19 protein-coding genes and 1 pseudogene are annotated in these 16,753 nt (G+C 71.8%); 11 read left to right on the top strand and 9 right to left on the bottom strand.

Annotation, left to right across the window (positions count from 1 at the left end):
- Position 1 precedes the first annotated feature (1 nt).
- Positions 2-316, bottom strand: a complete 315-nt coding sequence (locus ABZ624_RS22530) for a dsRBD fold-containing protein (RefSeq protein WP_360091617.1) — start codon at positions 314-316, stop codon at positions 2-4.
- An 86-nt stretch (positions 317-402) separates the two neighbouring features.
- Between ABZ624_RS22530 and ABZ624_RS22525 the strand changes: the two genes are divergently transcribed.
- Complete coding sequence (locus tag ABZ624_RS22525) at positions 403-777, top strand: YchJ family metal-binding protein (protein WP_360091614.1); 375 nt, start codon at positions 403-405, stop codon at positions 775-777.
- A 506-nt stretch (positions 778-1,283) separates the two neighbouring features.
- Here the strand turns inward: ABZ624_RS22525 and ABZ624_RS22520 are convergent.
- Complete coding sequence (locus ABZ624_RS22520) at positions 1,284-1,985, bottom strand: FadR/GntR family transcriptional regulator (protein WP_360091611.1); 702 nt, start codon at positions 1,983-1,985, stop codon at positions 1,284-1,286.
- Positions 1,986-2,126: 141 nt separating this feature from the next.
- Between ABZ624_RS22520 and ABZ624_RS22515 the strand changes: the two genes are divergently transcribed.
- The 3 genes and pseudogenes from ABZ624_RS22515 to ABZ624_RS22505 form a co-directional block, all read left to right on the top strand.
- Complete coding sequence (locus ABZ624_RS22515; RefSeq protein ID WP_360091608.1) at positions 2,127-2,645, top strand: gluconokinase; 519 nt, start codon at positions 2,127-2,129, stop codon at positions 2,643-2,645.
- Positions 2,646-2,684: 39 nt separating this feature from the next.
- Positions 2,685-4,082 (top strand): gluconate:H+ symporter, encoded by a 1,398-nt coding sequence (locus ABZ624_RS22510; protein ID WP_360091605.1) that lies wholly within the window; start codon positions 2,685-2,687, stop codon positions 4,080-4,082.
- A 2-nt stretch (positions 4,083-4,084) separates the two neighbouring features.
- Positions 4,085-4,788: pseudogene (locus tag ABZ624_RS22505) on the top strand (zinc-binding dehydrogenase); the annotation flags it as partial.
- A gap of 3 nt (positions 4,789-4,791) precedes the next feature.
- Here ABZ624_RS22505 and ABZ624_RS22500 read toward each other — a convergent pair.
- The 3 genes from ABZ624_RS22500 to ABZ624_RS22490 form a co-directional block, all read right to left on the bottom strand.
- On the bottom strand, positions 4,792-5,418 hold the full coding sequence (locus ABZ624_RS22500; protein WP_360091602.1) for a cytochrome b/b6 domain-containing protein: 627 nt from the start codon (positions 5,416-5,418) through the stop codon (positions 4,792-4,794).
- The gene (locus tag ABZ624_RS22495) at positions 5,402-6,130 is read right to left on the bottom strand and encodes a molybdopterin-dependent oxidoreductase (protein ID WP_360091599.1); all 729 of its coding nucleotides are present in this window, start codon (positions 6,128-6,130) and stop codon (positions 5,402-5,404) included. The genes ABZ624_RS22500 and ABZ624_RS22495 overlap by 17 nt, the downstream gene beginning before the upstream one ends.
- Before the next feature lie 185 nt (positions 6,131-6,315).
- A complete protein-coding gene (locus tag ABZ624_RS22490) occupies positions 6,316-7,305 on the bottom strand; it encodes a hypothetical protein (protein ID WP_360091596.1) in 990 nt (329 codons plus the stop codon).
- A 328-nt stretch (positions 7,306-7,633) separates the two neighbouring features.
- Between ABZ624_RS22490 and ABZ624_RS22485 the strand changes: the two genes are divergently transcribed.
- Genes ABZ624_RS22485 through ABZ624_RS22470 form a run of 4 tightly spaced genes read left to right on the top strand, consistent with a single transcriptional unit; the run spans position 7,634 to position 9,795 of the window.
- Entirely contained in the window at positions 7,634-8,530 is an 897-nt protein-coding gene (locus tag ABZ624_RS22485) for a DMT family transporter (protein ID WP_360091593.1), read from the top strand.
- 24 nt (positions 8,531-8,554) lie between these two features.
- Positions 8,555-9,070, top strand: a complete 516-nt coding sequence (locus ABZ624_RS22480) for an NUDIX domain-containing protein (protein WP_360091590.1) — start codon at positions 8,555-8,557, stop codon at positions 9,068-9,070.
- 21 nt (positions 9,071-9,091) lie between these two features.
- Entirely contained in the window at positions 9,092-9,484 is a 393-nt protein-coding gene (locus ABZ624_RS22475; protein WP_360091587.1) for a DUF202 domain-containing protein, read from the top strand.
- Positions 9,472-9,795: a DUF202 domain-containing protein gene (locus ABZ624_RS22470; protein WP_360091584.1), complete on the top strand. Its 324-nt coding sequence runs from the start codon at positions 9,472-9,474 to the stop codon at positions 9,793-9,795. Before ABZ624_RS22475 ends, ABZ624_RS22470 begins: the two co-directional genes overlap by 13 nt.
- Here the strand turns inward: ABZ624_RS22470 and ABZ624_RS22465 are convergent.
- Positions 9,792-10,745 (bottom strand): NADP-dependent oxidoreductase, encoded by a 954-nt coding sequence (locus tag ABZ624_RS22465; RefSeq protein ID WP_360091581.1) that lies wholly within the window; start codon positions 10,743-10,745, stop codon positions 9,792-9,794. The genes ABZ624_RS22470 and ABZ624_RS22465 overlap by 4 nt on opposite strands.
- A gap of 136 nt (positions 10,746-10,881) precedes the next feature.
- On the opposite strand from ABZ624_RS22465, the gene ABZ624_RS22460 reads away from it, so the two are divergent.
- From ABZ624_RS22460 to ABZ624_RS22450, 3 genes are all read left to right on the top strand, one after another.
- Positions 10,882-11,181, top strand: coding sequence for a hypothetical protein (locus ABZ624_RS22460; protein WP_360091578.1), 300 nt, complete (start codon positions 10,882-10,884; stop codon positions 11,179-11,181).
- Positions 11,182-11,351: 170 nt separating this feature from the next.
- Positions 11,352-12,374, top strand: coding sequence for a phosphotransferase family protein (locus tag ABZ624_RS22455; protein WP_360091575.1), 1,023 nt, complete (start codon positions 11,352-11,354; stop codon positions 12,372-12,374).
- 6 nt (positions 12,375-12,380) lie between these two features.
- Positions 12,381-13,595: an acyl-CoA dehydrogenase family protein gene (locus tag ABZ624_RS22450; RefSeq protein WP_360091572.1), complete on the top strand. Its 1,215-nt coding sequence runs from the start codon at positions 12,381-12,383 to the stop codon at positions 13,593-13,595.
- Between the two features lie 51 nt (positions 13,596-13,646).
- Here the strand turns inward: ABZ624_RS22450 and ABZ624_RS22445 are convergent, their stop codons facing one another.
- From ABZ624_RS22445 to ABZ624_RS22435, 3 genes are read right to left on the bottom strand one after another with little or no spacing between them, the layout of a single operon-like run.
- Entirely contained in the window at positions 13,647-14,240 is a 594-nt protein-coding gene (locus ABZ624_RS22445) for a TetR/AcrR family transcriptional regulator (RefSeq protein WP_360091569.1), read from the bottom strand.
- Between the two features lie 26 nt (positions 14,241-14,266).
- On the bottom strand, positions 14,267-15,946 hold the full coding sequence (locus tag ABZ624_RS22440) for an AMP-binding protein (protein ID WP_360091566.1): 1,680 nt from the start codon (positions 15,944-15,946) through the stop codon (positions 14,267-14,269).
- Complete coding sequence (locus tag ABZ624_RS22435; protein WP_360091563.1) at positions 15,943-16,716, bottom strand: SDR family oxidoreductase; 774 nt, start codon at positions 16,714-16,716, stop codon at positions 15,943-15,945. Before ABZ624_RS22435 ends, ABZ624_RS22440 begins: the two co-directional genes overlap by 4 nt.
- Positions 16,717-16,753 lie beyond the last annotated feature (37 nt).

Here is a 16,753-nt window from a genome sequence, read left to right as displayed (position 1 = left end):
GTCATTCCCGGTCCAGCCACAGGGGTGACAGGTCCTCCTCCGTATCGTCCGCTCCCACCGCCTTGATGTCCCCGTCGGCGGCGCGCAGCAGCATCCGGCCCATGGCGATGAGCGCCCGGCCGGCGGCGAGTTCGTCGCCGATGTCCGGCACATCCCGGTCGTAGGGGTTCCTGCGGGCCTCCGCGTGGCTTTCCAGGACGTTGTCGCCGGTGTCCAGGATGATCCGGGCGGTGGTGTCCGGGTCGTGCTCGGAGAGGTACAGGTTCAGCCGCCATTCCTTGATGGCCGGGGGATGGCTGCTCATGGGTCGGGTCATCGTGCGCCTCCCTGGGCTGCGCTGCCCTTCCACTGTGCACCCGGCCGCACGCCGACGCCTCCCCTGGTACGGGCAGAATGTGCCCCATGACCTCGCACAGCTGCCCCTGCGGACTGCCCCGGCCCTACGACGCCTGCTGTGGCCGTTTCCATGCGGGGGCCGCGGCCGCGCCGACCGCGGAGTCGCTCATGCGCTCCCGGTACAGCGCGTTCGTGAAGGGAGACGCGGGGTATCTCCTGCGCACCTGGCATCCGCGGACCCGGCCCGAGCGGCTGGATCTCGATCCCCGGATGACGTGGACGGGCCTGGAGATCCTTGACGCCACCGACGGGTCCGCCTTCCACACCACGGGCACTGTGACCTTCCGGGCGTCCTACCGGGGCGGCTCGCTGCACGAGCGGAGCCGGTTCGAGCGGGTCGACGGGGCGTGGGTGTACGTGGACGGGGACTTCTTGGACTAGCTGCGTCCGAGGTGGCTGATGCGGGCCTCGATGCCGACTCTCCCGTTGCGCATGCGTCGGAACGGGCGGATTGAGTTGTTCCACGGTCTGCGGGCCGCTGCGGCGCATGAGTGTGATCAGGGTGGTGGGGTGCGGCACCGGCGAGGTCAACGGGATGCGGCAGAACCGGCGCCACGTTGCTGGAGCCGTCCGGCTTCGGCGAGGGCCAGGAGGTCGTTCGCAGCCTGCTGGGAGCGGATGCGTATGGCGGCCACCACCTCGGCTCATGGGCCACCGCACACCGTCAGGAACTGCTCGGCCAGCTCCCCTGACCTTCGACCGCTTGCGGTGCGAGGGCCAGTCGCACGGCCGATCAGCGAAGGTGAAGACCGGCCTGCGGCACAGGGTGCTCAGAGAAATTCCGGGTGCGCGGGGTGCAGGACACCCGGAGGGAGACGCTGCCGGAGCAGGCCGCTGCAGCTGCCGGTCGAGGCAGACCCGACTTCTTCAGGGGCAAGTAGCCAGGACTAGGGCGCCAGGATGTCCAGTTCCTGGAGGGCGCCCACGGTGATCTCCCTGGTCAGTTCCTCCGCGCGGACCGCGTCACCCGCGCGGACCGCTTCCGCGACCCGCACATGCAGGGTGACGGCCGCCGGGTCGGGGTCCTCGAACATGACCTCGTGATGGGTGCGGCCGGCCAGGACCTCCGCGACGACGTCGCCGAGCCGGGCGAACATCTCGTTACCCGAGGCGGCGAGGACGACCCGGTGGAAGGCGATGTCGTGGACCAGGTACTCCTGCAGCTTGTGGCCACGTGAGTTGGCCACCATGCCGAGCGCGCACTCGGTCAGCCGCGCACACTGCTCCGCCGTCGCGTGCCGGGCGGCGAGGCCGGCCGCGACCGGTTCGACGGCCGAGCGCAGCACGGTCAGCGAGCGCAGCTGGTGCGGGCGGTCGGCACCGGCGAGGCGCCAGCGGATGACCTGCGGGTCGTAGACGTTCCACTCGGCCTTCGGGCGGACGGTCACGCCGACCCTGCGGCGGGACTCGACCAGGTGCATGGACTCCAGCACCCGGACCGCCTCGCGCATCACGGAGCGTGACACCTCGAAGTGCTGTGCGAGTTCGTCCGTGCGCAGCACGCTGCCCGGCGGGTACTCGCCCGCGGTGATCGCGGGGCCGAGGGTGTCCAGTACATGGCCGTGCAGCCCCCGGCCCGGTGTGGTCATGCACTCAGCGTACGGCGTGGATCACTCAGCCAAAAAGTCAGACTTATACATCACAGGCTCTTGATTTAGTCGTACCTAATGGGTTTCAGTGTGGCGGCGCCGCCGTGGCGTCGGATGTCGAGGAAGACAGCGAGGCAGTACATGCGAACCCCCCAGGTCGTCGTCGTGATGGGCGTCGCGGGGACGGGCAAGACCACGATCGGTCCCCTGCTCGCCGCGCGGCTGGGCGTCCCGTACGCCGAGGGCGACGACTTCCACCCGCAGGCCAGCATCGACAAGATGTCGGCCGGCATCCCGCTCGACGACGCCGACCGGTGGCCCTGGCTGGACGCCATCGGCCACTGGGCGCACGCGCGGGCCGGACTGGGCGGGGTGGTCAGCAGCTCGGCGCTGAAGCGGTCGTACCGCGACCGGCTCAGGGCCACCGCTCCCGGGGTGGTGTTCGTGCACCTCACGGGCGACCGGAAGCTGATCGAGGACCGGATGAGGCAGCGCCGGGGGCACTTCATGCCGACCGCGCTGCTGGACTCCCAGTTCGCCACGCTCCAGCCGCTGGAGCCGGACGAGGCGGGAGTCGCCGTGGACGTCAGCGGCAGCCCGCAGGAGATCACCGAGCGTGCCGTGCGGGCCCTGGACACGCTTCCCCTCGCATCCGAGTAACACCTCACCCCCGTCCCCCGTAACCGCAAGGGAACCCCCGTGACCAGACTCAGCGTCGAGATGCTGGCAGCGGACGCACCTCCGCCGATCACCTCCGCCGGACACGCCCAGCTGGGCATAGCCGTCCTGGTGGGCATCGCCCTGATCGTCCTGCTCATCACCAAGTTCAAGCTCCACGCCTTCCTGGCGCTGACCGTCGGGTCGCTGGCGCTCGGGGCGGTCGCAGGGGCACCGCTCGACAAGGCCATCACCAGCTTCACCACCGGTCTCGGCGCCACCGTGGCCGGCGTGGGTGTCCTGATCGCGCTCGGGGCGATCCTGGGCAAGCTGCTCGCCGATTCCGGCGGTGCGGACCAGATCGTCGACACGATCCTCGCCAAGGCCGGCGGGCGCGCCATGCCCTGGGCGATGGTGCTGATCGCCTCCGTGATCGGTCTGCCGCTGTTCTTCGAGGTCGGCATCGTGCTGCTGATCCCGGTCGTGCTGATGGTCGCCAAGCGCGGCAACTACTCCCTGATGCGCATCGGCATCCCGGCCCTCGCCGGTCTGTCCGTGATGCACGGTCTGATCCCGCCGCACCCCGGCCCGCTGGTGGCGATCGACGCGGTCAAGGCCAACCTGGGTGTGACCCTGGCGCTCGGCATCCTGGTCGCCGTCCCGACGGTGGTAATCGCCGGTCCGCTGTTCTCGAGGGTCGCCGCCCGCTGGGTGGACGTCCCCGCCCCCGACCGGATGCTGCCGCAGCGCGCCTCGGACGAGCTGGAGCGCCGCCCCGGCTTCGGCGCGATCCTGGCGACCGTGCTGCTGCCGGTCGTGCTGATGCTGGCCAAGGCCCTGGTGGACATCGTCGTCGACGATCCGGCGCACCGGACCCAGCGCGTCTTCGACGTCATCGGGTCCCCGCTCATCGCGCTGCTCGCCGCCGTCATCGTCGGTTTCTTCACGCTGGGCCGGTCCGCCGGGTTCAGCAAGGAGCGCCTCCAGCAGACCGTCGAGAAGGGGCTGATGCCCATCGCCGGCATCCTGCTGATCGTCGGTGCGGGCGGCGGCTTCAAGCAGACGCTGATCGACTCCGGTGTGGGCCAGATGATCCTGGACGTCTCCAAGGACTGGTCGATCCCGGCGCTGCTGCTGGCCTGGCTGATCGCGGTCGCGATCCGGCTGGCGACCGGCTCGGCGACGGTGGCGACGGTCTCGGCGGCGGGCCTGGTCGCTCCGCTCGCGGCCGACATGTCGACCACGCACACCGCCCTGCTGGTCCTCGCGATCGGGGCCGGCTCGCTCTTCTTCAGCCATGTCAACGACGCCGGTTTCTGGCTGGTGAAGGAGTACTTCGGGCTGAGTGTCGGGCAGACGGTCAAGACCTGGTCGGTGATGGAGACGATCATCTCGGTGGTCGCCGGCGGCCTGGTCCTGCTTCTCTCACTGATCATCTAGGAGCACGGCACCCCGCCACCCCGTGCGGGCGCTGCCCGGAGTGCGCCGTCGGGCGGGCGAACGTGTGCCGGGACACCCGGTGTCTGGGCGGCGCGGCCCGCTTTCCGTATGGCCAGGGCGGATGCGCGGCGCGGATCGCCGTGCCGGCACAGCAGGTGAGGGCGCTCGGGACGGGCTGGGGCTGCGGCGGGCCGCGCTCGCCGAGCCGCTGTCGCTGGCGCTGCGCGCGGTGCGGCGCGCCGGGGACTTCTCCGGCAGGCACGTCCTGGTGACCGGGGCCGGGGCGGTCGGATACCCGGTGACCGCGGCGGCGAAGGCGCCGGCGCGGCATGGGTGACGGTGACGGACCTGGTGCCGCAGGCGCTCGGGTACGCGGCCGTGGCCGGGGCCGGCACGCTCGTGCGGGCCGACGATCCGGCTGACGCCGGGTGGCCCGAGGAGGTGGACGTCGCCGTCGAGGCGTCGGGAGTGGCGGCCGGTCCGGACACCTCTCCGCGGCTGGTGCGGCGCGGCGGAGTGGTCGTCCAGCTCGGGATGCTGCCGCCGGGGCAGAGTCCGTCCGCCGGGAATCTGCTGGTGAGCCGCGAGAGCGAGCTGCGGAGGGGCGTTCCGGTTCGACGCCGAGTTCGACGCCGGTGAGGCCGAGACCGCGTTCGAGCCGGCCGCGGACAGGGGCCGGTGCTGCAAGGTGCTGCTGGAGTTCTGAGGGTCACCCACGCCACAACGGGTGTTCCCGTTTCGCCCACTCCCTGCTCACCGTTCCCGTTCGCAGGCCCCGTCTCGCCTCCGGGTCGCCCAGGGCCATACCGATGTGGCCGGCCAGGACCACGCCGATGGTCAGGGCGAGCCAGTCGTGCACGAAGGTCGCCGAGGTGCGCCACATCAGGGGCGTGAGGTGGGTGAACCACATCATCAGGCCGGTGCCGAGCATGACCAGCGTGGCGCCGGCGATCCACGCGGCGTAGATCTTCTGGCCGGCGTTGAACTTGCCCGCCGGACGGGAGGAGCGGCGCTTGTCCCGGCTCAGCGCCGCCCACAGCCACACGCGGTCGTGCGGGCCGAAGCGGTTGAGGAAACGCAGGTCGGCGCGGAAGGCGCGGGAGGCGAGGCCGAGCAGCACCGGTACGGGGAGGGCGAGCCCGGCGCACTCGTGGATGCGGACGACCAGTTCCCGGCGGCCGACCATGACCGCCAGCTGGGGGATGTAGAGGACGGCCGCCGTGGCCACGCAGACGCCCATCAGCGCGGCCGTCGTGCGGTGCACCCAGCGCTGGGCCGGGCCGAAGCGGCGGACGCGGGCGCCGGGCGGGGCCGGGGTGTCAGTTCGTAGGCTCATCGGTCCGTCCGTTCGACCGGCCGACCCAGGCGTCGACGTCGTAGCCGAGGTGCTCCCAGTAGCCGGGTTCGACCCGGTCGGTGACCGTGATGCCGGAGAGCCACTTGGCCGACTTGTAGAAGTACATCGGAGCGACGTAGAGGCGGACCGGGCCGCCGTGGTCGTGGGAGATGTCCTTGTCCTGCATGCGCAGGGCGACCAGGATGTCGGGGCGGCGGGCCTGGTCGAGGGTGAGGCTCTCGGTGTAGGTGCCGTCGAAGCAGGTGAAGCGGATCGCCTTCGCGGTGCCGCGCACCCCGGCCAGGTCCAGCAGACGGGAGAGCCGGACCCCTTCGAAGGGGGTGCCGGGGACCCGCCAGCCGGTGACGCACTGGACGTCCTTGACCAGCCGGGTCTGCGGCAGGGCGCGCAGGTCGGCGAGGGTGTAGGTGCGTGGGCGGTCCACCAGTCCGTCGATCTTCAGCTGGTAGTCCGCGGCGTTCTTGTGGGGTACGGAGGCGGCGACGGAGTAGTAGCGGAAGCCGCCGCCGTTGGGCAGCAGGCCGGTCAGGCCCGTGGGGTCCTGGCCGGCGACGGCGCCGAGGAAGCCCTCCAGGCCGCGTTGCAGCGCGGGCGCGGCGACGATGCCGAGCGCGCCCAGGCCGAGGGTGCCCAGGAAGACACGGCGGCCGACGGGTTTACCGTGCTGTTCCTCGGATTGTTCAGGGTTCACGTTCTCATTCGAGCACTCGGGGCCTCACCGGGCCAGGGAACGGGGGCAGTGGTCAGACTTCCGTCATCACTTCTTACGTACGTCTCAGAAAGCCGTACGTCTCAGAAGCGGTACGTCTCAGCCGGCCGGGCCTCTCAGTCGGCCGGGCGTCTCAGCCGGCCGGGCGTCTCAGCCGGCCGGGCCTCTCAGTCCCTCAAGTGCCCCAGTGCGCGGGCGCGGGCCGCGCGGAAGGCGGCCAGGGGGTCGCTGTGCAGGCAGGACCAGGGGGCCGGGGTGGCGTGCCGGCCGATGCGCTGGAAGAGGGCCGCCGCCTCGGCCGGGCGGCCGGCGCAGGACAGGGCGAAGGCGAGGTGGTTGAGGTCGATGTGGCGGCGGGGGTGTTCGTCGTGCTCCCACTCCAGCCACCAGTCGAAGCCGGCGCGCAGGATCCGGCGGGCCCGCGGACCGGACCAGTGTCCGCAGGCGGCGGGGTCGGCGGGGGCCAGGCCGGCGGCGACGAGCACCCGGTAGCGCTCGGCGAGGGCGACGACCGGCAGGACGGCGAGCGGGGAGTCGGCCGGGGCCTCGGCGGCGGCCCGCTCGGCGAGGTCGTACACCTCGTGGTCCTCGGCCGCCCGGCCGCCGGAGGGCCGTTCGGCCAGGCGGGCCAGGAGCAGATGATGGGCGTGGTGGTGTTCGGGGTGGCGGCGGCGCAGCTCGGCGAAGGCGCCGAGCACCTCGTGCTCCGGGCCGAGCGTGCGGGCCAGCCGGAGTAACCCCAGCCAGGGGGTGGGATCGGCGGGGGCGAGCGCGGCGGCTTCGGCGCAGGCCTCGCGAGCCCGGTCGGGGTCCTCCTCCCTGCCGCGCAGGGCCCGCTGGACCTGGGCGAGGGCGTACAGCGTGGCGGCGTCGGCGGAGCCGGGTTCGGCGTGCAGCCAGTCGCCGGCCCAGGCCACGGCGTACGGCTCCCGGGCGAGCACGGTCAGGCGGTGGCCGCGGCGGTCCCAGTCGTCACCGGTGTGCAGCAGCAGGGAGCGGGCGGCCTGGCGTCGGCCCTGGGCCAGGGCGGCGCGCGCGGTGTGCAGCTCGGCGTCGTCGAGGGTGTCGTCGAAGCCGCCGAAGCCGTCCGGGGCAGTGTCACCGGACTGGTCCGAGCGGGTACGGCGAGCGCCGAGCACAGAGGGGAGAGAGGGCACCGCGGGACTTCCTGTTTCTCGGGCTGCCATCGACCGATCACGCACAGCAAACCCCCAGCCAAGGGTCGCGTCAAGCGGAACGAGGCTATTGCTCTCTTCAACTACCCTTGAGGGCAGGGAACTTGGCGATCTTCGCGCAGGTGGACCGCCGCAGGGCGGGGGTTCCGGCGGATCGCTGTGGCGTACGCCATGGCGCCGGGCCGCCCGCCCGCGCACCATGGCGAGTCAACCGCCCGGTTCCGGGTACTTCCGGGTACATGTAGTCCCGGGAGCGCTACAGTCGGCCCCTACGCACCCGTGGTCCGGCCGGATGATCGAGGTACGCAGCGTGTCCGTTCTGGTTCTCCTTCTCGCCGTGAGCGCGGCCTGCTGTCTGGGCTTCGGATTCGTGCTCCAGCAGAACGCCGCGGAGAAGGCGCCGCTCAGCGACTTCCTGTCCTTCCGGCTGCTGCTCGACCTGATGCGGGTGCCGCGCTGGCTGGGCGGGCTCGGGCTGATGGTGGCCGGCATGGTGCTCGGCGCGATCGCCCTCGGAAAGGGCGAGATCTCCCTGGTAGAACCACTGCTCGCGACCAACCTGCTGTTCGCGCTGGCCCTCTCCCGGCACCAGACCAGACAGCCCCTGGGCCGCCAGGGCTGGGCGGGACTGCTGCTGCTGGCGGGCGGGGTGAGCGCGTTCATCATGGCGGGCGAGCCGCGCGGCGGCCATGCGATCGCCGATCCGCTGCGGCACTGGCTGATCATCGGCGCGATGGTGGGTGCGGCCCTGGTGCTCACGACGTACGGCAAGCGTTCACGGCTGAGCTGGGGCCCGGTGCTGCTGGCCACCGCCGCCGGGCTGCTGTACGGCGTACAGGACGCGCTGACCCGGGTGAGCGGCACCCGTTTCTCCGCGGGCGGCTTCACCGAGCTGTTCACCGGCTGGCAGCCGTACGGCGTGCTGGCCTGCGGGGTCACCGGGCTGGTCCTGGTGCAGAGCGCGTTCGAGACGGCCCCGCTGCGGATGTCGCTGCCCGCGCTCACCGCCGCCGAGCCGCTCGCCGGGATCCTGTGCGGCGTCGGTTTCCTCGGCGACCGGCTGCGCACGGACACGGGCGCCCTGGCCTGGGAGGCGGCCGGGCTGGCGGCGGTGGTGGCGGGCATCATGCTGCTCGGGCTGCACCCGGCGATGCCGTGCGGCACGGCGGAGGCGGAGGGCTCAGCCCGGGACCTCCAGCGGCGCTGAGCACCCCCCTGCTTGGATGGGGGCATGAACCCCGCAGAGGAAATCCTCGACATCGTCGACGAGAACGACCAGGTCATCGGCCAGTACCCGCGCGGCGAGGCCTATGCGAAGGGCCTGCGCCACCGCTGTGTGTTCATCCAGGCCCGGGACGCGGCCGGCCGGCTCTTCGTGCACCGGCGCACGGCCACCAAGCTGGTCTTCCCCGCCTTGTACGACATGTTCGTCGGCGGGGTCGTCGGGGCGGGCGAGTCCTACGACGAGGCGGCGCTGCGGGAGGCCGAGGAGGAGCTGGGCGTACCCGGGCTGCCGCAGCCGGACTTCCTCTTCAAGTTCCTGTACGACGACGGGGCCGGGAACAGCTGGTGGTCGGCGGTGTACGAGGTGCGCTGCGAGCTGTCCGTGCGCCCCCAGGTGGAGGAGGTCCAGTGGCACGGCTTCCTGCCCGAGGAGGAGGTCGAGCGGCGGCTCGGCGCATGGGAGTGGGTGCCGGACGGGCTGGCGGCGTACGAGAGGCTGAAGGCGTTCCGGGCGGGCCGATGACCGCCCGGTAGGGTCGGCCGCGTGAGCGAATTCGTACGGAACATCCGGCTGTGGTTCGCGCCGGAGCAGGTGCGCGAGGAGGGCGGCACGCCCGACTACCGGTTCTCGCTGGCCAACGAGCGCACCTTTCTGGCCTGGCTGCGCACGGCGCTCGCACTGATCGGCGGCGGATTCGCGGTGGACCAGTTCCTGCCGGACCTGCGCTGGGCGTGGCGGGTCGGTCTCGCGCTCGCGCTGCTCGGGGCCGGTGTGCTGTGCTCGCTGCGCGCGGTGAACCACTGGATGCGCTGCGAGCGGGCGATCCGGCGCGGCGAGGACCTGCCCGTCTCCCGGTTCCCGGCACTGCTGAGCCTGGTCGTCGCGGTGGTGGCCGTGGCGATGGTCGTGGTGGTGCTGGTCGGATGGGAGGGGTGAGCACGGCCGGGCGGGACTCGGGCCTGCAACCGGAGCGGACCCGGCTGGCCTGGCGCCGTACGACCCTGTCCGCCGCCGTGGCCGCCGTGCTCGCCGTGAAGACCGCGCTGCACGGCGGGTCCTCGGCCGGCCGGGTCGTCGCGTGCGCGGTGTGCTGCGCCCTGTGGCTGGGCTTCCTGGGCGTGGCCCACCTTCGCATCCGCGCCCTGGCCTCCGGCGCCCGTCCGCCCGTGCTCGCCCCCCGGCACGCGACGGCGGCGGTGCTGTACGCGGTGGCACTGGCGCTCTGCGCCGCCGTACTCGTCGCCTAGCCGGCTGTGTCTTCCTCGGTCTCCCGGTCCACCGTGACCACGATCTTCCCCCGGGTGCGGCCCTCCTGGTTCAGCCGGTGCGCGTCGGCTGTCCGCTCCAGCGGGAAGGTCTCCTGGACGTGCACCGAGACCGCCCCGGCCTCCGCCAGACGGGTCAGTTCGGCGAGGTCCTCGGCGTCGGGGCGGACGAAGCAGTAGCGGCCGCCGTAGCCGGCCACCTCCGGGTCGGCGATCGAGGCCAGCCGGCCCGCCGGGGCGAGCAGGTCGGCCGAGGTCCTCAGGGTGTCGCCGCCGATGGTGTCGAAGGCCGCGTCCACACCCTCCGGGACGAGTCCGCGCACCCGTTCGGCCAGGCCCTCGCCGTAGGTCACCGGCTCGCCGCCGAGGCCGCGCACGTAGTCGTGGTGGGACTCGCTCGCCGTGCCGATGACCCGGGCGCCGAGGTGGGCGGCGATCTGGACGGCGAGGGAGCCGACCCCGCCGGCCGCCGCGTGCACCAGCACGGTCTCGCCGCGTTCGACCTCCAGCGCCTTGACGAGCACCTGGTAGGCGGTGAGCCCGGCGAGCGGGAGTCCGGAGGCCTCCTCGAAGGAGAGGTTGCGCGGCTTGCGGGCCAGCGTGCGCACGGGCGCGGCGACGTACTCGGCGAAGGTGCCGCGGGAGAGGAAGTCCTCGCGGCAGTAGCCGATGACCTCGTCGCCGACCGCGAACTCCGTGACGGCGGCGCCGGGCTGGACGACCACCCCGCTGACGTCCCAGCCGGGGACCACCGGGAAGACGGCGTCGAGGAGGGCGTCGAGATGGCCCTCGCGGCACTTCCAGTCGACCGGATTGACGGCCGCCGCACGGACCTTGACCAGCACCTGGTCGGGGCCGACCTTCGGGTCGCGCACCTCGCCGTACTCCAGCACCTCGGGTCCGCCGTAGTGGCGGTAGCTGATGCCCTTCATGTCCTGGACCCTCCGGGGTACTCGTGCGCCACGCAACCGGTATGCACCGATATGCACCGTTTGCGCGCGTAGCCTGTCCGTCGCCACACCCCTCGTACCCCCGAATTCACCCCCCGCACTCCCGAAAGCGAGCACCATGACCACCCTGCACCAGGAACACACCGAACACGGCACGCACAGCCACGGTCCGGGCTGCGGGCACAACGCCGTGCCGCACGGCGACCACCTGGACTACGCGCACGACGGACATCTGCACCGCGAACACGAGGGCCACTGGGACGAGTGCGAGCCGGCCGGGCACACCGTCCACGAGGACCACGAGCACATGCACTACGACGAGTGCGGACACGCCCAGGTGCCGCACGGCGACCACGTCGACTATCTGCACGACGGGCACCGGCACGCCGAGCACGACGGACACTGGGACGACCACTGACCGGCCGTACGGCAGGGGCCGGCGGCTCCCCGGGCAGCGCGCCGGGGAGCCGCCGGCCTTATCGTGGCTCCGGTCACGTTTGACCTCCTGTTGCGCGGACGCACTGGACTACATACCGACCGGTCGGCATCATGAGTCGGGTCCTGTTCACCCGTTCGTAGGAGTGATGTATGAGCGCCGACCACCCGCCCGGACTCGACCTGGACCGGCTGCGCGCCCTCCTCGACCGCGAGCGCCCCGGTCTGGTGACCGGCCCCCTGACCGGCCGGCTGATCGAGGGCGGACGGTCGAACCTCACCTACGCGCTCTCCGACGGCACCTCGAAGTGGGTGGTCCGCCGGCCCCCGCTCGGCCATGTCCTGGCCACGGCGCACGACATGAAGCGCGAGCACCGCGTGATCAGCGCCCTGCACCCGACCTCCGTGCCGGTTCCGCGCCCGGTACTGCTGTGCGAGGACGAGGAGGTGCTCGGGGCGCCGTTCTACGTCATGGAGTTCGTCGAGGGCACCCCGTACCGCACCGCCGAGCAGCTCGCCCCGCTGGGCGCCGAGCGCACCCGGAACGCGGTGCTGTCCCTGGTGGACACGCTGGTCGAGCTGCACGCGGTGGACCCCGCCGAGGTGGGCCTCGCGGACTTCGGGCGGCCCGAGGGCTTCCTCGACCGGCAGCTGCGCCGCTGGGGCAAGCAGCTGGACGCCTCCCGCAACCGGGAGCTGGCCGGCATCGACGAACTGCACGCGTCCCTCGGCCGGTCCCTGCCGGCCTCCCCCGCCCCGGCCGTCGTCCACGGCGACTACCGGCTCGACAACGTCCTGATCGGGGACGACAACCGGATCAAGGCGATCCTCGACTGGGAGATGTCGACCCTCGGCGACCCGCTCACCGATCTGGGCCTGCTGGTGATGTACAGCCAGCCGCTCGGTATGCCCGACTCCCCCGTGTCGACGACCGCCGAAGCCCCGGGGCACCCGTCCCCGCAGGAGCTGATCGAGCGGTACGCCGGGCGCTCGGGACGGGACGTGTCGGCCGTCTCCTGGTACACGGCGTTCGCCTGGTTCAAGCTCGCCGTGATCCTGGAGGGCATCCACTACCGGTACACGCTGGGCCAGACGGTCGGCCGCGGCTTCGACCGGATCGGCGATCTCGTACCCGTCTTCATCGACCACGGACTGACCACTCTTCAGGAAGGCTGACCGGCCATGGACTTCTCGTTCGACGCGCGCACCGAGGAACTCCGGGCCAGGCTGCTGGCCTTCATGGACGAGTACGTGTACCCGGCGGAGGCGGTGGCGGAGGAGCAGCGGGCCGCGCTGGCCTCCCCGTGGGACACCCCGGCCGTGGTCGGGGAGCTGAAGGCCGAGGCCCGCAGGCAGGGCCTGTGGAACCTCTTCCTTCCCGACGCCGAGCACGGGGCCGGGCTGACGAACCTCCAGTACGCGCCGCTCGCCGAGATCACCGGCCGCTCCCCGCATCTCGCGCCCACCGCGACGAACTGCGCCGCGCCCGACACCGGGAACATGGAGGTGCTGGCGCAGTTCGGCGACGAGCGGCAGAAGAAGCAGTGGCTGGAACCGCTGCTGGCCGGTGAGATCCGCTCGGCGTTCGCGATGACCGAGCCGGAGGTGGCCTCCTCGGACGCCACCAACATCACCACGCACATCCAGCGGGACGGCGACGAGTACGTCATCACCGGCCGCAAGTGGTACATCTCCGGCGCGATGAACCCGGACTGCAAGATCTTCATCGTGATGGGCAAGACGGACCCGGACGGCGCCGACATCCGCCGCCAGCAGTCGATGGTCCTGGTCCCGCGCGACACGCCCGGTGTCACCGTCAAGCGCGCGATGCAGGTCTTCGGCTACGAGGACCACTCCCACGGCGGCCACGCCGAGGTGGTCTTCGACCACGCGCGCGTGCCGGTGTCGAACCTCATCGGCGAGGAGGGCGGCGGCTTCGCCATCGCCCAGGCCCGGCTCGGGCCGGGCCGCATCCACCACTGCATGCGGCTGATCGGCATGGCCGAGCGGGCGATCGAGCTGATGTGCCGCCGGGCGGTCTCACGCACGGCCTTCGGCAAGGCGCTGGCCCAGCAGGGCGTGGTCCAGAACTGGATCGCCGACGCCCGGGTCACCGTCGAGCAGCTGCGGCTGCTGGTGCTGAAGACGGCCTGGCTGATGGACACCGTCGGCAACAAGGGCGCCCACACCGAGATCCAGGCCATCAAGATCGCCACTCCGCGTGCGGTGGTCGGCATCCTGGACCGGGCCATCCAGTTGTACGGCGCGGGCGGAGTGAGCCAGGACTTCCCGCTGGCCGAGCTGTACGCGAGCGCCCGCACCCTGATGCTCGCCGACGGCCCCGATGAGGTCCACCAGCGGTCGCTGGCACGGCGGGAGCTGAAGAAGTACCTGTAAGAGGGCGCGTGTAAGGGGCGGTTGCCAGGGCGACCGCCCCTTACATGGCTTTCACGGACGCAGCGCCCGCAGCAGCAGGTCGGCGAGGTGGTCGGCGACCTGCTGGGGGGTGAGGGGGCCGTCGGGGCGGTACCAGGTGGACAGGTGGTGGACGGAGCCGAAGTGGTAGTCCACCACCAGGTCGGCCGGCGTCGCCGTGGAGAAGACGCCCGCTTTCTGGCCCTCCTCGATGAGCGCGCGGAAGCGTTCGTGGTAGCGCCGGCGCTCCGCGCGGACCTGCTTGTTCTTCTCCGGGCTCAGATGGTGCATGGACCGGAAGAAGATCATCGCGTCGTCGAGGTTGTCGATCGTCGTGACGACCACGTCCGCCGCGGCGGCTCTGAGCCGCTCCTCCACCGGCGCGTCCAGGCCGGCGAAGTGGTCGAGCCGCTCCTGCTGGACGCGCAGCACACGCGCGTACACCTCGTGCAGGAGGTCGTCCTTGGATCCGAAGTAGTGGTACAGCGCCCCCTTGGTGACGCCGGCCGCCTCCACGATCTCCTGCACGGAGGTGCGGTCGTACCCCTGCTCGGCGAAGAGCCGGGTGGCGGCGGCCAGCAGCCGCTGTGGAACGGGCGTCCCGTCTCCGTCCGTCGTCCTGGGCACTGCCGCCACCTGCCTTTCCTCGTCGCCTACTGACCGGCGTTGCTGTTGTCGTGCGCGCGGGAACGCAGTTCCCGACGGAGGATCTTCCCACTCGCCGTCTTGGGCAGCTCGGGCAGGATCTCCACCTGGCGCGGGTACTTGTACGCGGCCAGTCTCTCCTTGCAGTACACCGCGAGTTCGTCCGGGGCCGCCTCGGCGCCGGGCCGCAGGCTGATATAGGCCTTGACGGTCTCGCCACGATAGCCGTCGGGGACGCCGACGACGGCCGCCTCGCGCACCGCCGGGTGGGTGTACAGCACGTCCTCGACCTCGCGGGGCCACACCTTGAAGCCGGACGCGTTGATCATGTCCTTCTTCCGGTCGACGACGTACAGCCAGCCCTGTGCGTCCATGAAGCCGATGTCGCCGGTGCGCAGCTCGCCGTCGGGAAAGGTCTCGGAGGTGGCGTCCGGCCGCCGCCAGTAGCCCGGTACGACCTGCGGCCCGCTGACCACGATCTCGCCCTGTTCGCCGAAGGGCACCTCCGCACCCTGGTCGTCCACGATGCGCACGATCGCGCCGCGGACCGGAACGCCGACGGCCAGCGTCCCGGAGACCGGGTCGACGGGCGCCTCCCAGCCGGGTGGTACGGAGGCGCAGGGGGCACTGCACTCGGTGAGTCCGTAGCCGTTGTGGATGTAGGGCCCGAAGTCCTCCTGGAACGTGCGCACCAGGGCGGGCGGCAGCGGCGCGCCGCCCGAGAAGACGGCCTGGAACGAGGAGAAGTGGTCGCGTGTCACAGCGGGGTGCGCGGCAAGCGCCATGAAGGCGGTCGAGGGACCGACCGTGTAGACCGGCCGGTGCTCGGCGAACGCGTCCAGCACCACCCCGGCCTCGAACCGGTAGGCCAGCGTGAGCGTGCCCGCACTGTTGAGGCACCCGCCGAACTGGCACACCATGCCGGTGATGTGGAACAGCGGCGCCATCGCGAAGTACACGGGCGCCTCGGGCAGGCCGAGCCCGGCGCTCTGCTGTTCGGCGTTGTGCATGATGTTGCCGTGCGTGTTGGTGGCGCCCTTGGGGGTGCCGCTGGTCCCCGAGGTGTAGCTGATCAGCGCGATGTCCGCAGGGCCGGGCGTACGCCCTTCGGGTGCTTCGTCGCCCGCCCGGGCAACGGTCACCAGGTCGTCGGCATCCGGGGCCTGCGGAAGCCGTTCGAAGGCGAGCACGCGCGCGTCGTTGCGCGTCTGGAAGTCCAGCTCGCATGCGGTGAGCACGATCCGCACCGGCGAACCGGCGGCCGTGTCACGCAGATACGACTCCCAGGCGCGGTCGGCGCAGACCAGCGCGGTCACCTCGCCGTCCCGCAGGACATGGGCGACCTCGCCCGACTTGTACATGGGGTTGACCGGGACGACGGTCGCGCCCGCCTTCCAGGCCCCGAGGACGGCGAGCACGAAGTGCGGGGAGTTCTGCAGCAGGACGGCGACCCGGTCACCGCGCGCCAGCCCCCGCGCGGCGAGGTACCCGGCGACGGAGTCGCTCAGCTCGTCGACCTCGCGATAGGTCAGACGTGCGTCGAAGTACGCGAGGAACGTGCGGTCCGGGGCCTCGGCGACGGCCCGGCGCAGCGCGTGCACGAGGGAGTCGACGGGCTCGACCGGGGCCCGCTGGGCCTCGCTGAGCAGGTCCAGCCAGGGCTGCGCCGCGTAACGGGACTCGGTCACCGGGCCTGCTCCCACTTGCGCTGGAGGTGGTTCATGCCGCTCAGCCAGCGATCCGGTTCGCTGGCCCGCGCCTGGTAGTACTCGGCCACCTCGGGGTGCGGCAGGATCAGGAAGCGGTCGTCCTCGATGCCCCGGAACAGGGCGTCGGCGACGGCCTCCGGCTCGATCGCGGTCGGGTGGAGCACCAGGTCCCCGGCGCTGCCGGTCGCGGCCAGCATGTCCGTGCGCACGCCCTGAGGACAGATGGCGTGCACCTTCAGACCCCGGTGGCGGTACGTCAGCGACAGCCACTCGGCGAAGGCGTAGGCGCCGTGCTTGGTGACGCTGTAGGAGGGCGCGCCGATCATGGTGAGGAGCCCGGCGGCCGACACGGTGGACACGAACCGCCCGGTGCCCCGCTCCAGCCATCCGGGCAGCAGCTCGTGTGCCGCGCGGACATGCGCCATGACGTTCACGTCCCACGACACCGCCCAGGCCCTCTCGTCGAGCGGCCCGCCCGCGCCGCCGTCCTCGAAGGCGACACCGGCGTTCGCGCAGTAGACGTCGACGGTGCCGCCGAGCGCGTCCCGGGCGTCACCGACGATCGCGGAGGCGTCGCCCGGCACGGCGATCCCGCCGATCTCCTCGGCCACCGCCTTGGCCTTCTCGCCATCCAGGTCGTTCACGACCACCCGGGCCCCCTCGGCGGCGAACCGCCGGGCCAACGCGGCCCCGATCCCACCGCCGGCCCCGGTGACGACCACTCCCGCATCCTGCACGGCTTCCACCATCGGTCTCCTTCGACACGACTCAGCGCGGCGCGCATCG

Source organism: Streptomyces sp. NPDC007205 (assembly GCF_040634095.1).
Classification (GTDB): Bacteria; Actinomycetota; Actinomycetes; order Streptomycetales; family Streptomycetaceae; genus Streptomyces.
The sequence above is the reverse complement of the archived record's forward strand: the minus strand, read 5'-3'. Positions and strand labels throughout refer to the sequence as shown.